12 protein-coding genes are annotated in these 15,912 nt (G+C 46.4%); all 12 read left to right on the plus strand.

Features of this window, described 5'->3' with window-relative positions; genetic code table 11:
- Positions 1–11: 11 nt before the first annotated feature.
- The 12 genes from AC1DPK_RS09035 to spoVE all read left to right on the plus strand — a co-directional run bounded on the left by AC1DPK_RS09035 (position 12) and on the right by spoVE (position 15,462).
- Entirely contained in the window at positions 12–1,277 is a 1,266-nt protein-coding gene (locus AC1DPK_RS09035; protein WP_477510074.1) for an adenosylhomocysteinase, read from the plus strand.
- A 175-nt stretch (positions 1,278–1,452) separates the two neighbouring features.
- A complete protein-coding gene (locus AC1DPK_RS09040; protein WP_477510075.1) occupies positions 1,453–2,463 on the plus strand; it encodes a DUF4349 domain-containing protein in 1,011 nt (336 codons plus the stop codon).
- 142 nt (positions 2,464–2,605) lie between these two features.
- Positions 2,606–3,043, plus strand: coding sequence for a division/cell wall cluster transcriptional repressor MraZ (gene mraZ, locus AC1DPK_RS09045; RefSeq protein WP_076268151.1), 438 nt, complete (start codon positions 2,606–2,608; stop codon positions 3,041–3,043).
- Positions 3,044–3,072: 29 nt separating this feature from the next.
- Positions 3,073–4,023, plus strand: a complete 951-nt coding sequence (gene rsmH, locus AC1DPK_RS09050) for a 16S rRNA (cytosine(1402)-N(4))-methyltransferase RsmH (RefSeq protein ID WP_477510076.1) — start codon at positions 3,073–3,075, stop codon at positions 4,021–4,023.
- Between the two features lie 23 nt (positions 4,024–4,046).
- Positions 4,047–4,439 (plus strand): cell division protein FtsL, encoded by a 393-nt coding sequence (gene ftsL / locus AC1DPK_RS09055; protein ID WP_256710903.1) that lies wholly within the window; start codon positions 4,047–4,049, stop codon positions 4,437–4,439.
- Between the two features lie 56 nt (positions 4,440–4,495).
- The gene (locus tag AC1DPK_RS09060; RefSeq protein ID WP_477510077.1) at positions 4,496–6,787 is read left to right on the plus strand and encodes a penicillin-binding transpeptidase domain-containing protein; all 2,292 of its coding nucleotides are present in this window, start codon (positions 4,496–4,498) and stop codon (positions 6,785–6,787) included.
- A gap of 137 nt (positions 6,788–6,924) precedes the next feature.
- Positions 6,925–8,865: a stage V sporulation protein D gene (locus AC1DPK_RS09065; protein ID WP_339208717.1), complete on the plus strand. Its 1,941-nt coding sequence runs from the start codon at positions 6,925–6,927 to the stop codon at positions 8,863–8,865.
- A gap of 74 nt (positions 8,866–8,939) precedes the next feature.
- Complete coding sequence (locus AC1DPK_RS09070; RefSeq protein ID WP_477510078.1) at positions 8,940–10,427, plus strand: UDP-N-acetylmuramoyl-L-alanyl-D-glutamate--2,6-diaminopimelate ligase; 1,488 nt, start codon at positions 8,940–8,942, stop codon at positions 10,425–10,427.
- Positions 10,424–11,839 carry a UDP-N-acetylmuramoyl-tripeptide--D-alanyl-D-alanine ligase gene (locus AC1DPK_RS09075; protein WP_477510079.1) on the plus strand — a complete coding sequence of 472 codons (1,416 nt, stop codon included), beginning with the start codon at positions 10,424–10,426 and terminating at the stop codon, positions 11,837–11,839. Before AC1DPK_RS09070 ends, AC1DPK_RS09075 begins: the two co-directional genes overlap by 4 nt.
- A 4-nt stretch (positions 11,840–11,843) precedes the next feature.
- The gene (mraY, locus tag AC1DPK_RS09080) at positions 11,844–12,803 is read left to right on the plus strand and encodes a phospho-N-acetylmuramoyl-pentapeptide-transferase (protein WP_076268158.1); all 960 of its coding nucleotides are present in this window, start codon (positions 11,844–11,846) and stop codon (positions 12,801–12,803) included.
- A 75-nt stretch (positions 12,804–12,878) separates the two neighbouring features.
- The gene (murD, locus tag AC1DPK_RS09085) at positions 12,879–14,318 is read left to right on the plus strand and encodes a UDP-N-acetylmuramoyl-L-alanine--D-glutamate ligase (RefSeq protein ID WP_477510080.1); all 1,440 of its coding nucleotides are present in this window, start codon (positions 12,879–12,881) and stop codon (positions 14,316–14,318) included.
- Positions 14,319–14,364: 46 nt separating this feature from the next.
- The gene (gene spoVE, locus AC1DPK_RS09090) at positions 14,365–15,462 is read left to right on the plus strand and encodes a stage V sporulation protein E (RefSeq protein WP_477510081.1); all 1,098 of its coding nucleotides are present in this window, start codon (positions 14,365–14,367) and stop codon (positions 15,460–15,462) included.
- Positions 15,463–15,912: the final 450 nt, after the last annotated feature.

The raw sequence follows: 15,912 nt of genomic DNA on the forward strand, positions 1-15,912 counted from the left end.
AGGCAAATGGAATGAGTACAGCAAATAAAAGCATCGTAGCCGATCTATCATTGGCACCTGAAGGCCGTTTGAAAATTGATTGGGTAGCTGCGCATATGCCGGTATTGAATACGATTCGCGAGCAATTCGAAAAGGAACAGCCTTTTAAAGGACTGAAAGTTACAATTGCTCTTCATTTGGAAGCGAAAACCGCTTATTTGGCTAAGGTTGTTAAGGCGGGCGGTGCAGATGTTACTATAACAGGCAGCAACCCGCTATCAACACAAGATGATGTTTGTGCCGCTCTCGTTGAGGATGGCATTACTGTATTTGCCAAATATAATCCAAGTGCTGAAGAATTTAAAGCACTTAATATTAAAGCGCTGGAGTGGAAGCCTGATCTTATCATTGATGATGGCGGCGATCTTGCAACGATTCTAAATTCGGAGCATCCGGAGTTTGGCGAGAATCTGCGCGGCGGTGCGGAAGAAACTACGACAGGCATCATTCGATTGAAAGCGATGGAGAAAGACGGTTCACTAAAATTCCCTATGGTCGCTGTTAACGATGCATATTGCAAGCATCTTTTTGATAACCGCTATGGTACAGGGCAATCCGTATGGGACGGTATTAATCGCACAACGAATTTGATGGTTGCGGGCAAGACCGTCGTTGTTGTCGGTTATGGCTGGTGCGGAAAAGGTGTAGCCATGCGTGCGAAAGGTCTTGGCGCAAATGTTGTCGTAACTGAGATCGATGCGATTAAAGCGGTCGAAGCTTATATGGACGGTTTCGCGGTAATGCCGATGATCGAAGCGGCTAAGGTTGGCGAGTTTTTCGTAACGGTTACCGGGAATCGCGATGTTATTCGCGGAGAGCACTACAAGGTGATGAAGGACGGGGCGATCATTTCCAACGCAGGTCACTTTGACGTCGAAGCAAACAAACCAGAACTTGCAGCATTATCTTCAAGTGTAAGAACCGTTCGCCGCAACATCGAAGAATATAAGCTGGAGGATGGACGCAGCATTTACTTGCTGGCAGAAGGCCGCCTTGTTAATTTGGCTGCTGGCGATGGTCATCCTGCAGAAATTATGGATATGACGTTTGCACTGCAAGCTGTTGCACTGAAATATGTAAATGAGCAGTACAAAACGATTGGCAGCAAAGTAGTCAATGTTCCTTATGAGCTTGATGAGCAGGTAGCGAGACTGAAGCTGCAATCTCTAGGCTTTGGCATTGATCAACTGACTGCGGAGCAATCGGCATATTTGGACAGCTGGAAAGAAACAGAATAAAGCATTGAAGAAGCCGCGAGCAATCGCGGCTTTTTTTTATGTGGAGATAAAAGAAGCAATTGATTCGTTTACACCGATGATTAGATCCGCGGATGTTCGGGTTTGGATGGACAATGTTGTAACCTTTTATTCCCAGATTGCGTCTAGAGGTAAATAAAAGCAAGGGGGTATTTTCTTGTATAGACATAAAAAAGGGATATTTGCAATTATTTCAATTGTTTCTCTGGTTGTTCTGCTTGTTGGATGCGCTTCCTCAGATGGGGATACGAGCAGCTCTAAAAACTCGGCTTCTGAACAGATGTTATCAACAACAGCTTCTAGAAACGTAGAAACTGAGATGAGCTATACCTTGAATGACAATGCTGCTAAAGCGGAAGAGGCTCCAGCTGAGGGATTGGGCGAGAGCAAAGCATCTGGCGGGGGGATTGATGCTCAGCTGGCAATCGGCACGGATGGATTCAACCAGAAAATTATTTATACCGCTAATTTAAGTATGCAGGTGGACGATTTAGCTTCTGCAGCAACCTCGCTGCGCAATGCCATTCATCAAAGCGGTGGTTATCTTTTGCAATTTCAAGATACGAAGCACGAGGGAGAGATTGGATCAAGCTATACGATTAAAGTTCCAGCTGCAGGGTTTATGTCGTTCATTGATCGGATTGAGCAAATTAAACATAATGAATTTGAACGCAATATCGGCGGCAAGGACGTATCTGAGGAATATGTGGATCTTGAATCTAGGCTGAAAGCGAAGCAACTTGTTGAAGCTAGACTGCTCACCATGATGGATAAAGCGACAAAGGCTGATGATCTGTTAAAGTTTTCACAGCAGCTCTCAGGGGTGCAGGAGGAAATTGAACGAATCAAAGGAAGAGTTCGCTATCTGGATAATAATGTAGCGTTCTCGACGGTGGAGCTGCGCATGTACCAAACGAATCAAACACTAAAAAATAAAAGTATGGAAAAACCGCACTTAGGCGGCAGGATGTCGGACGCGCTAGTTAACAGCACAAAAGTAGTTTGGGATGCCATCAATCTATTGTTAGTTATTTTAGCAGGTGCTTTGCCTGTATTAGCTATATTGGCTGTTATTTCAATCCCAATCATTTGGTTTTATCGAAGAAGGAAAGAGACGGCGCCGAAGCCATCCAAGCCTGAAGAAGAGCAGCCGCCAACGCTGGAATGATTAATAATCTTTAATAGTGTGAAATATTTTAGAAAATCCTGCTCACTGAGCAGGATTTTTATTTTAGGTGGCGAACTACTGTTACTAGGTGGGGAAAAGTGGGGCAAAGTGGTGGAAATAGGGGAAGGGGTGGTTCAAAGTCATGTTTATGGGTGAATATCAACATAGCATTGATGAGAAAGGCCGAATCATCATACCTTCGAAATTCCGCGAATCGCTTGGAGCCTCGTTTATTGCAACCCGTGGATTAGATAATTGCTTATTCGTATATCCCATGAGTGAGTGGACTGTTTTGGAGCAAAAGCTAAAAACATTGCCTCTTATGAAATCAGATGCGCGTGCATTTACCCGGTTTTTCTTTTCCGGAGCAACCGAATGTGAGCTGGATAAACAGGGAAGGGTAAATATACCTAGCCATCTTCGTGAATATGCGAAGCTGGACAAGGATTGCATGGTGCTCGGCGTTTCTAGTCGCGTGGAAATTTGGAGCAAGCAGACTTGGGACGGTTATTACGAACAATCCGAACAAACCTTTAACGAAATCGCCGAAAAGCTCGTTGATTTCGATTTCAACTTCTAGAATAGACAACAAGAATGGAGGGCTTAGGCGTGTTTCAGCATATTACAGTACTTTTAGAAGAAGCAGTTGACGGTTTGGCTATTAAGCCAGATGGCATCTACGTCGATTGTACGCTTGGGGGTGCGGGTCACAGCGAATTAATAGCCTCCCGGCTAGGCGAAGGAGGAAGGTTAATCGCTTTCGATCAGGATGACTGGGCGCTGGAAAATGCTCGTGTTAGGCTTGCTCCTTATTTAGATAAGGTAACACTTGTAAGAAGCAACTTCCGCGATTTGGAGCAGGAGCTTAGAAATTGCAACGTTCCTATGCTGGATGGCGTTCCGCAGGTCGATGGCATAATGTTCGACCTTGGCGTATCCAGTCCGCAGTTAGACGAAGCTGAGCGCGGCTTCAGCTATAACCATGATGCCCCGCTCGACATGCGCATGGATCGCGAGGGTGATCTAACCGCACATGAAATCGTCAATACTTGGGACGAGCGTGATATATCCCGCATTTTGGATCGTTACGGTGAAGAGAAGTTTGCTCGGTCCATCGCTAGAAATATTGTGAAGGCACGAGAAAAGGCGCCCATTGAGAAGACTGGTGAATTAGCTGAATTGATAAAAATATCGATTCCTGCTGCAACTAGGCGCACAGGCGGACATCCCGCCAAACGCTCCTTCCAAGCGCTTCGTATCGCAGTAAACGATGAGCTGGGAGCAGAAGAAGAAGCTTTGGAGCAAACGATTCGCTGTTTAGCCCCTGGCGGCAGAGCATCGGTGATCACTTTTCATTCGCTTGAAGATCGTATATGCAAGCAATTGTTTGCAAAGTTTGTGGAGAAATGTACATGCCCGCCCGATTTTCCGTTATGTGTATGCGGCAATGCTGGGAAAGTGAAATTAGTCAATCGTAAGCCGATCGTACCTTCAGAGAGAGAGCTAGAGCTCAACCCGCGTGCAAGGTCGGCCAAGCTTAGAGTTGCAGAAAAATTGTAAGAGGGGGATTTGAATTGGCGTATGTGAATGGCAATTTAGCGCTGCAGCCTAAGCGAAAGCAGGATCAGCAACCGGTTATCAAGGAAACGAAGCGGCTTGTTAAAACTCGTAAATCCTTACCGGTTCAGGAGAAGTTGTTGTATATGTTTACTGTATTAATGTGCGTTGTAGTTGCTGGTGTCATTATTTTACGCTACGCGCAAATCTATGACATGAGCCTCGAAATTAAAAAGTTGAATAGCGAATACCAGACGATGAATGTAGAGATGGAAGACTTGAAGAAACAAGTAGAGATGCTCAGTGATTCAGAACGTATACGCAAGCTTGCAGAGACCCAAGGAATGGTTAGCTCTATTGAGAGTGGAATTACCGTAAATACAGGTGACGACGCGATAAAATCAGCAATGAGTGAATAGGGTGAGCGATGATGAAAAAACGAATTAGATTGCGGACACTATTGTTTGGAGGGGTAATGACCCTCCTTTTTCTTGTTTTAATAAGCCGAATTTATATTGTGCAAGTAGTAGAAGGCGCCAAATGGTATGGACTTGCAAAGGAAAGATGGTCCACTGAAGAAAAGCTGCTGGCCAAGCGTGGCACGATCGCCGATCGTAACGGGAGTGTTCTGGCAATGGATACGATCGCTTATAATGTGACGTTAAATCCGAAGCTGATTAACGATCAGGAACTTACAGAAGAAATTATAAATGGTTTGCATGACATCCTTGGCACTTCTAAGGAAGAGCTCCGGAAAAATGTAACTGCTAAAAAAGAGGACGGGAATTACTTTGTATATCGGGAGGTGCGTAGCGGAGGCTGGCAAATTGACAAAGCACATGCCGATAAAATTAAACAGTTCCGTGAAGATTTAGCCAAAGAAAAGGAGGTATATAGCGTCGGCATCGATTTGCAAGAAAATTTAAAACGGTATTATCCTAAAAATTCTCTAGCTGCACAGCTTGTCGGTTATTTGGATAAAGAGGGTGTCGCCATGACTGGCGTTGAAGCTTCATTCAATGAGCAGCTATCTGGTGAGGACGGCTATATCAAGTATGAGAAGGACGGAAAACGCGTTCAGCTCACGGAGGGTGAAGTAGACTACAAGCCAGCCAAAGACGGTCAATATGTACAGCTGACGATCGATAACGAAATTCAGCATTATGTAGAGGAAGCGCTGCAGGAAATTATGAAAACCTATTCTCCTAAGAGCGCTACAGCGATTGCTGCTGATCCAAATACGATGGAAATTTTGGCGATGGCAAACATGCCGCAATATAATCCGAATGAATATTGGAAAAACAACTCGAACTCTTACAATCATGCGATTAAATCTTTATATGAGCCCGGCTCAACCTTCAAAATTGTAACGCTGGCTTCAGCGGTTGAAGAAGGTTTGTTTAATCCAGATGAATTATACAAATCAGGTCAAATTAAACTGAAAGGTGTACCTAATCCAATCCGTGATATTAAGCGAGAGGGATGGGGAACCATTTCATTTTTGGATGGCTTGAAATATTCAAGTAACGTTGCCTTCGTCAAGCTTGGTTATGAGAGATTAGGGGAACAGAAGCTGAGAGAATATTACACGAATTTTGGATTTGGGCAAAAAACAGGCATTAAGCTTGGGAATGAGCTAAGCGGTACGATTAACTTTAAATACCCGAGTGAGATTGCGAATGCTACCTTTGGACAAGGGGTAGTTACGGTTACGCCTATACAACAGGTTGCAGCAGTCGCGGCAGTCGCTAACGGCGGAAAGCTGTTTCAACCACAAATCGTAAAAAGCATGACAGATCCGTCGACCAAAACGACGACGACTTTCGAACCGAAGATGGTTCGCCAAGTGATCTCAGAGGAAACCTCTAAAAAAGTCGGTGAGTATTTGGAGCAGGTTGTATCGGATCAGGATAAGGGGTCCGGTAAAAACGCTTATATCGAGGGTTACCGAGTAGCAGGTAAAACAGGAACCGCTCAAAAGGTTACTACGGTAAATGGAAAAAGCGGCTATTCTGATTCCAAATATGTTGTTTCATTTATTGGCTATGCGCCGGTTGATAATCCGAAAATTGTCGTTTATGTCGTCGTAGATGAGCCAAATACTACTTTTGCTTCTGGGGGAAAGATCGCTGCTCCAGCTTTTAAACAAATCGTTCTCAAAAGCTTGCGTAAAATGGGAGTAGCGCCTAACTATCCGGCTGGTTCTGCAAACTCGAAGAAGGAAGCGACAATAACGGTTCCAGATTTAACAGAGTTTAAAGTTCAACAAGCGAAAGCAGAATTAACAGCGAAGGCCATGACATTTGATTTGATCGGAAATGGTAAAACCGTGCTGCAGCAAATACCTGCTCCCGGTTCAGCCGTACACCCGACACAGCGAATATATTTAATAACGGAGCAGCGTGAAAAGCTGGCTATCCCTGATCTGACTGGGGTTTCGCTGCGGGATGCTCTTGAATTAACCTCTCTTATCGGCATTCGGCTCATTCCGGAGGGGCAAGGGTTTGTTGTGTCTCAGAAGGAAGAGACTTTGAATAAAGTAAGAGTGCTCAAAGTTGTACTTGCTCCTCCGACAGGTAAAGAAGGCCAATCCGGCAATGCGGAAACAAACCCTGATGCGACAGAAGGCGGCGATAAGGGTAGTGAGGATGGAAAAGAAGATGAAGCTGGCACCAACGGTGGAACCTCCGAGGGTCAGACAACTTCAAATGGGGATCAGGCTGCTAATTCCAATACAAGCAGTAATGGTAACGCTGCTCCTGAGTGATCCATATATCGAATTATTAAGGGATCTAATATGATGTTGCTTAAAGCTTGTTCTATCATCCGCTTGTCCCGAATAATCTGGGAATGAGCGCAATTGTGCGCTCCTTTCGAAACGGTCAAGCGGAGGGGGAACAAGCGATGAAGGTATCTAATGTAACGGTTAGACGACGTTTATTTATCGTGCTCATACTTGCTGGGGTGTCATTCCTAGCATTATGTGTGAGACTTAGCTTTGTACAACTATGGCAAGGTGAGCAGCTGGCGGATAAAGCAGAGGATTCATGGAGACGCAACATCCCATACGTAGCCAAGCGAGGTGAAATCGTTGATCGCAACGGTATTCAGCTCGCCTATAACGTAAGCTCACCTACCGTATATGCGATTCCTGTCCAAATCAAGGATCAACAGGCTGCAGCAGCAGCGCTTGCCCCTTTGCTCGACATGTCGCAAGAAACGCTCTATAAAAAAATTAAAACACGAGCGTTGATCGTTAAGCTTGGCCCAGGCGGGCGAAAAATTACGATTGATAAAGCTGAACAAATACGAGAGCTGGGTCTTGATGGCATCGTTGTAGCTGAAGACAACAAACGATTTTATCCCTTCGGCAGTTTAGCGGCGCATGTGCTAGGTTTTACGGGGATCGACAATCAAGGCTTAACCGGTGTAGAAGCAAAATATAATACAGAGTTAAGCGGTATCGGAGGCAGCGTATCCTTCTTGTCAGATGCAGCGGGCAGACAAATGCCGAATTCTTCGGACACCTACGTGGAACCTAAGGACGGGCTTACGATGCAGCTTACGATCGATAAGCAAATTCAGACGGTTATGGAACGTGAGCTAGATCAAGCGATGACGAATTTACAGCCTAATGGTATAATCGCGATTGCGATGGATCCGAATAACGGTGAAATTTTAGGCATGGCGAGCAGACCTACTTACGAGCCAGACAAATATCGAGAGGTTCCAACTGAGGTTTATAATCGAAATCTTCCTATTTGGATGACATACGAGCCAGGCTCTACCTTTAAAATAATCACGCTTGCGGCAGCCCTTGAGGAAAAAAAGGTTGATCTGAAAAACGAACGTTTTTTTGATCCAGGCGCTATTGAGGTGGGCGGTGCTAGACTTCGCTGCTGGAAAAAGGGCGGACATGGCAGTCAGACTTTCCTTGAGGTGGTTGAAAACTCCTGTAACCCCGGGTTTGTAACGCTTGGTCAGAGGCTGGGCAAGGACAAACTATTTGATTACATTAAGAACTTTGGCTTCGGGACGAAGACGGGCATCGATATTGGCGGCGAAGAAAATGGGATCTTATTCAAGCTTAGTCAGGTCGGTCCGGTGGAACTTGCCACTACGGCTTTTGGCCAAGGGGTCTCCGTTACACCAATTCAGCAAATAACGGCTGTTTCCGCAGCAATTAACGGCGGAACGCTGTATAAACCCCATGTAGCAAAAGCATGGATAAACCCGGAGACGGGAGCGACTGTAGAAACGGTAGAATCGGTTGCAGTTAGGAAGGTTATTTCGGAGGAAACGTCCAAGCAGGTGCGTGAAGCGCTTGAGAGCGTCGTAGCCAAAGGAACAGGCCGCAATGCCTTTATTGACGGGTATCGCGTAGGCGGCAAGACGGGTACTGCTCAAAAGGTTATTAACGGACGTTATTCCCCTAATGAGCATATTGTATCTTTTGTTGGCTTTGCCCCGGCAGATGATCCGAAGATCGTTATTTATGTAGCGGTTGATAATCCGCAAGGAATTCAGTTCGGCGGAGTCGTTGCAGCGCCGATCGTTCGCAATATGCTGGAGGACGCGCTCACCATTCTGGAAGTTCCGGCTCGTGAGAAGCAGATCGACCGTATTTATAAGTATGGAGAAACACCTATTGTTACAGTTCCGAACTTGATTGGCAAGACGGTGTCGGATTTGTATGAGGATATGAATATGAATTTCAATCTGACTTCCGCAGGTTCTGGGAAAACGGTCATACGCCAAGCTCCAGCTGCTGGAACCCGTGTAGATCGCGGATCAACGATTCGGATCTATTTGGGCGAAGAAGATAATATATCCCACTCGCATTGACTATAATGGTAGTTAACGAGGGTGCAGCAGGCGGGGAAGTTTGTCCGCCGGCGCTTAAGGGAGGAGCTGGGCAGATGCGATTAAAGGATGTTGCGGAATTGCTTATAGCCTCACGGCTGATAGGCGATGGGGAAACGGAACTGACTGGCATTGAGACGGATTCACGAAGCGTAATTGAAGGGCAATTGTTTATTTGCTTGAGAGGCCATACCGTTGATGGTCACGAGTTTGCTTCGGAGGCGGTTGCCGCCGGAGCAGCAGCGCTAATAGCAGAACGAAAGCTGGACCTGTTGGTGCCGCAAATTATTGTAAGAGATTGCCGCCTTGCCATGGCTGTAATTGCTAATTATTATTATAGACAGCCTAGTCAAACCTTGAAGCTTATCGGTGTAACGGGGACGAATGGCAAGACGACAACAACTTATTTAATTGAGCAAATCCTAAATGATCAGAGTAAGCCTACCGGTGTGATCGGTACGATTGAACGTCGTTATGCGGGAAAATCGTTCCCTATGACCAGTACGACGCCTCAAACGCTGCAGCTTCAAAGCTATCTCGGGGAGATGCGTGATGCGGGCACGCAATATTGTGCAATTGAAGTGTCCTCCCATGCTCTCGAGCAAGGCCGGGTGAAGGGCTGCAGATTCCGAACGGCAGTATTTACTAATTTGACGCAGGACCACTTGGATTATCATGAAACGATGAGTCGATATGCCGCGGTAAAGGGATTGTTCTTCTCGCGACTTGGCAATGTGTATGCATCTGCGGAAAACGAAAGATCTTATGCGGTTCTTAATGCAGACGATGCTTTATCCGCAGAATATGCCGAGCTCACAGCGGCAGAGGTCATCACTTATGCAATTGATAAAGAGGCAGACGTTCGGGCAACGAATATTCGAATAACTGCACAGGGTACGACCTTTCATGTTGACACATTCAGAGGCGAGCAGGACATAACATTGCAAATGGCTGGGAAGTTCAACGTATACAACGCGCTTGCCGCTATAAGCGCTGTACTTCTTGAAGGCGTGGAACTAGAGGCGATTGCACACAGTCTAAGCAAAATTCCCGGCGTACCCGGACGGGTTGAAGCGGTTAATGCGGGACAGGATTTTGCGGTAATTGTAGATTATGCCCACACGCCGGATGGACTTGAAAATGTACTCAGAGCTATTCAACAATTTGCAGAAAATCGAATTATATGTGTTTTTGGCTGCGGCGGTGACCGTGATCGCTCCAAGCGGCCGCTAATGGGGAATATTGCAGTGAAATACGCGGATTACGCTATCATAACATCGGATAACCCACGATCGGAGCCGCCTGAGTCCATATTAAAGGATATTGAAGCTGGATTAATAAGCAGCAGAATTGATCCTTCATTTTATAAATTAATCGTTGATCGCAAGGAAGCAATTGAAAAAGCGGTTGAAATGGCAAGCCTCGGCGATGTAGTATTGATTGCGGGGAAAGGTCATGAAACCTACCAAGATATTAACGGAGTCAAATATCCATTTGACGATCGAAAAGTAGCGAAAGCAGCGATAAGGGGAATCATACAGTGATTAAACGTACTATTAAACAAATTGCCGAAATGAGTGGCGCTAGATGGAATGGAAATCATGCAGAGCTTAACATAACAGGAGTAACAACTGACTCGCGGCAAGCTGCTGCGGGCCAGTTGTTCGTTCCGATCGTAGGCGAGCATTTTGACGGGCATGCCTATTTGGAGCAAGCTATTGCAAATGGAGCGGTTGCTGCGCTTTGGCAGAAAGGCCGCGAGGTTCCAGCATCTCTTGAGGGAGTGCCGCTTCTTATTGTTGGGGATACGCTGGTTGCATTGCAGCGCCTTGCAACAGCTTATCGCAGTGAACTTGTCACTCGTGTTGTTGGCATTACAGGCAGCAATGGCAAAACAACGACAAAGGATATGGCAGCTGCTATTCTTGGCACAACTTATAAAGTGCATAAGACTGAAGGCAATTTGAACAATCACATCGGCTTGCCTCTGACGGTGCTGAGGCTTGAAGAGGACACGGAAGTAGCCGTGCTCGAGATGGGAATGAGCGGCTTCGGCGAGATCGAGCTGCTGACGAAGATCGCACAGCCTGATGYCGCTATTATTACAAATATCGGCGACGCGCATATGCTCCAGCTTGGCTCAAGAGCCGGTATTGCGAAGGCGAAGCTTGAAATAGCGCTCGGGCTCAGCGAGGATGGTTTACTGCTATACAATGGCGATGAACCACTTCTTGAAGCAGAGCTTGAGCGTTCAATACTTCCAGCAGGCATCGTTCGCCGTACATTTGGGTTATCGAAGCAGAATGAATGGTCAGCATCTGACATCAGCATTGAATCGGAAGCGACGACCTTTACTGCTATTTATAATGGAACTGCCAGTGGCCTCGGAACTGTTCGAATTCCTGTTCCAGGGCAGCATAATGTCAGCAATGCGCTCGCTGCAATAGCGATTGGCCGCTTCTTCGGAGTTCCAGCTGCAAAAATTGTTGAAGGTCTAAGCCATCTTAAGCTGACGGGCATGCGCATTCAGCCTGTTCGCGCGTTTAATGGCACTATGTTATTGAACGATGCTTATAATGCCAATCCGACTGCCGTTCGTGCGGCGATTGATCTGGTAGAGCAACTGGACGGCTATAGCCGCAAATGGATCGTGCTTGGCGATATGCTTGAGCTCGGGCCAGAGGAGCAGACGCTTCATTTTGAAGTAGGTGCATATATAACGCCAAGCAAGGCGGATGCGGTTCTTACCTTCGGACCTTTGGCAAAACATATTGCTGAGGGCGTGAAATCGCAATTTCCTAACGCAGGCGCGAATGATGTGATTAAACATTTCGAAGATAAAAATGAGCTGACGCTGTGGCTGAGGGAGCAAATGCAGCCAACGGACATCGTGCTCATAAAAGGTTCACGCGGCATGCAGATGGAACAGATTGTCCAAGCATTGGAAGTGGGGTGAGGAAATGGATATGATGGTCATTTTATTTTCGATTGGCGCTTCATTCCTGCTAGCGGTTCTACTCGGACCATTGTTCATTCCAGTGCTCCGCCGCTTAAAGTTTGGGCAGCAGATTCGTATGGAAGGTCCGCAAAGCCATCTGAAAAAAAGCGGTACGCCAACGATGGGCGGCATTATCATTATGGTTGCTCTAATGATCGCGTTCCTGAAGTTTTCTGATAAAACGGCTGAATTTTGGGTGCTGCTGACCGCATCGCTTGGATTTGGTCTTGTCGGCTTTTTGGATGATTACATCAAAATTGTATTTAAACGTTCTTTGGGACTAACGGCAAGACAAAAGCTTTTTGGTCAACTTCTATTTTCTATAATTGTGTGTGCAATGCTCTATAATATGGGGCACAGCACCGAAATATCCGTGCCTGGTACAGGCTGGGGAATTGATTTAGGCTGGTTTTATTATCCGCTTGTCGTCATCATTCTTTTTGCAGCAAGCAATTCAGTTAATTTCACCGATGGTCTTGACGGTCTGCTGGCTGGGACGAGTGCCATCGCATTTGGTGCCTTTACTGTAGTTGCTCTACAAACGTCAGCTCATGAATCAGCAGTATTCTCGGCAGCTATGGTAGGCGCAGTTTTAGGTTTTCTAGTATTCAACGCACATCCAGCAAAAGTGTTTATGGGAGATATGGGCTCGCTAGGCATAGGAGGCGGTATTGCAGCAGTCGCTATTTTGACCAAAACAGAGCTGCTCCTTATCGTAATCGGCGGTGTTTTTGTACTTGAGATGCTTTCTGTTATATTACAGGTAGGCTCCTTCAAGCTTAGAGGGAAGCGTATTTTCAAAATGAGTCCCATTCACCATCATTTCGAGCTCGTTGGTTGGTCCGAATGGAAGGTTGTTACTGTGTTTTGGTTTGTAGGTATCGTGTTTGCAGCAATTGGTTTACTATTTGTTATACTATAGAGATAAAACTTACGAAAAAGCGGCTTTTATTTGATTAAGAGCCGCTTTATGCATACATAGAAGGGACTGTCAGTTATGAATCATCCGGCATCTTATGAAGGCCGCCGAGTTGTTGTCTTAGGCTTGGCTAGAAGCGGGGTAAGCGTCGCAAAAGTATTTCATCAATTAGGCGCAGAAGTTGTAGTGAACGACATGAAGGAACGTGAATTATGCCCCGAAGCGGACGAATTGACTGCTTTGGGCATTTCTGTGCTATGCGGTTATCATCCAGATGACCTAATTACAGAAGAAACAGCGCTCCTTATCAAAAACCCTGGTATCCCATATACGTCACCTCCAGTGCAGAGGGCGGAGGAGCTTGGCGTTGAGGTCATTACGGAGGTAGAAGCTGCTTATTGGCTTTCTCCTGCACCGATCATAGGCATTACAGGCTCAAACGGCAAAACAACAACGACGACTTGGATCGGCGAAATATTAAGCGCAGCTGGCTTGAATCCCATCGTGGCAGGCAATATCGGTCGTCCTCTATGCGAAGCAGCCTTGGAAGCGACGCCCGATCAATGGATCGTTGCTGAGCTAAGCAGCTTTCAATTGAAAGGAACAAGTGAGTTCCGTCCGCATATTGCGTTATTGCTTAACATTGCAGAGACGCATTTGGATTATCACGGCGATATGGATGACTACGTCAATTCAAAAGCAAAACTTTTTGATAACCAAACGGAAGATGATGTTGCTGTCGTCAACTGGGATGACCCGGAATGCCGCGCGCTTTCGGAATTTCTTATCGCACAGCTGCTGCCTTTCTCTATATATGAGCGACTGGATGCGGGCATTTACATTGATCCGCCATATGAGCGGGACAACGGTGACGCACAAAATGATGAAGCCGCTGTGGATAGACAAATTGTATTCCGCCAGTCTGAGGACTCGGAAATTAACATTTTACCCGTTTCAGAGCTAGGCATACCAGGCCGCCACAACGCCGCTAATGCGCTTGCTGCCATAGCGGCGTGTTTGGCTGCTGGAGTTGCACCAGAGCGTCTTGTAGAACCGCTGCAGTTGTTTAGAGGCGTGGAGCACCGCCTGGAGTTCGTCCGTGAAGTGAATGGTGTCAAATATTATAATGATTCGAAAGCGACAAACCCGGTTGCAACGATGATGTCCGTTCGCTCGTTATCCGCACCGATCGTTCTAGTGGCTGGAGGACTTGACCGCGGCTCTGACTATATGGAGCTTGTTCCATTATTCCGCGACCGCTTAAAGGGGCTTGTTGCTTTAGGCGAAACGAGAGAAAAGCTCTCCCGTGTAGCAGAGCTAGCAGGTTTAGCTAAGGTGGAAATCGTCGAACCTAGTGAGGACGCCGAGTCCGTCCTTCAGCAGGCGGTGAAACAAGCTGCAGCTATTGCAGAGCCAGGTGATATTGTTTTATTGTCGCCTGCATGCGCAAGCTGGGATATGTTTACATCGTATGAGCAAAGAGGGCGCATTTTTAAAGATTCGGCGCATACCTTGTAAGTAGGGGGCATGTCCCTACTTTCCCATGCTAAGAGGTGTGTTCGCTATGGCCAAAGCGCGTTCTGCCCCGGATATTTGGATGCTGACTGCAATTGGGCTCATTCTCGCTATCGGGTTGATTATGGTGTACAGCGCTAGCGCAGTGCTTGCTTTTCATGAATTCGGTGATCGTTTTTACTATGTAAAGCGTCAGGTGCTATTTGCTGGACTCGGTATAGGCGTGTTGTTGTTTACAATGAATACGCATTATACGGTTTGGAAAAAGTGGGCGCCAATGGCTTTATTGGTTTGCTTCGGCCTTCTTCTGCTCGTGCTGATCCCTGGTGTCGGCGTCGTTCGCGGCGGCGCACGCAGCTGGCTTGGCATTAGCTCCTTCGGTATTCAGCCTTCTGAATTTATGAAGCTGGCGATGATATTATTTTTAGCAAAATGGCTCTCTGAGAAGCAGCAAACGATTACGCAGTTCACAAAAGGGCTTATGCCGCCGCTAGGGCTTGTTGGACTAGCCTTCGGACTCATTATGCTGCAGCCTGATCTAGGTACTGGAGCGGTGATGGTTGGCGCCTCTTTAATTCTGATTTTTACAGCTGGCGCTAGATTATCTCATTTAGGCGGCTTGGCGCTCATCGGTGTCGCAGGTTTTGTTGGCCTTATCATCGCTGCGCCATATCGATTAAAGCGAATAACGAATTTTCTTGATCCATGGGCAGACCCGCTCGGAGGCGGCTATCAAATTATTCAATCCTTATATGCGATCGGACCAGGTGGACTCGTTGGGCTCGGTCTAGGTATGAGCCGACAGAAGTTCAGTTATTTGCCTGAGCCGCAAACCGATTTTATATTCTCGATTTTAGCGGAAGAGCTTGGCTTCATCGGCGGAGTTACTCTTATACTATTATTTCTAGTTGTCATCTGGCGGGGGATACGCGCTGCTATTGCAGCTACGGATACATTCGGGAGCTTGCTGGCAGTCGGCATCACAGGCATTATCGGTGTACAAGTATTGATTAATATTGGTGTCGTCATTGGCATGATGCCCRTTACGGGAATTACGCTGCCGCTTGTTAGCTATGGGGGTTCATCCCTAACGCTTCTCTTAACTGCACTAGGGATTTTGTTGAACATATCTCGTTATTCGAGGTGAGGCTTCATGCCTAGGGCATTAACCAGCAGATGCTTAGTAGAAAAAAAACAATAAACGTCCGGCTTGGATAGCTGCAGGTTGCATAACAGCAGCTGCAACTATCCAAGCCGGATATTGTTGTTTACAGGAAAATTTGCTCATTTAATATGATGAGATATTGAATACACTTTTATTTGAAAGAAACAGTCAATTCGCTAAAGCGGCAACCAGCTTTGAGTTCTGGTCTGCTGCACAGACCAATCAGTGAGCCAGTTGGCTCGATATAGGCCATTGTCACACAAGAGCCTATATGGGCATAAGATACACTATATTCGTGACCGTCACCCGAAAGGAGTGGTGATTACAACAGAAAAACCGGCAGCAGCGATTCAGACTGCTGAAGGGGAATTTCTTTTTCTTCTTACACAGCTAGGCATGTGCTTAAGGAGTAGGTTTTGCTGCGCAAAACCG

This window comes from Paenibacillus sp. 01T424, assembly GCF_056398745.1.

Excerpts from the sequence above, each read along its gene's own strand:
- AC1DPK_RS09035 (WP_477510074.1), top strand. The coding sequence starts at position 12 with ATGAGTACAGCAAATAAAAGCATCGTAGCCGATCTATCATTGGCACCT.
- mraZ (WP_076268151.1), top strand. The coding sequence starts at position 2,606 with ATGTTTATGGGTGAATATCAACATAGCATTGATGAGAAAGGCCGAATC.
- AC1DPK_RS09060 (WP_477510077.1), top strand. The coding sequence starts at position 4,496 with ATGACCCTCCTTTTTCTTGTTTTAATAAGCCGAATTTATATTGTGCAA.
- AC1DPK_RS09065 (WP_339208717.1), top strand. The coding sequence starts at position 6,925 with ATGAAGGTATCTAATGTAACGGTTAGACGACGTTTATTTATCGTGCTC.
- AC1DPK_RS09070 (WP_477510078.1), top strand. The coding sequence starts at position 8,940 with ATGCGATTAAAGGATGTTGCGGAATTGCTTATAGCCTCACGGCTGATA.
- mraY (WP_076268158.1), top strand. The coding sequence starts at position 11,844 with ATGGATATGATGGTCATTTTATTTTCGATTGGCGCTTCATTCCTGCTA.
- murD (WP_477510080.1), top strand. The coding sequence starts at position 12,879 with ATGAATCATCCGGCATCTTATGAAGGCCGCCGAGTTGTTGTCTTAGGC.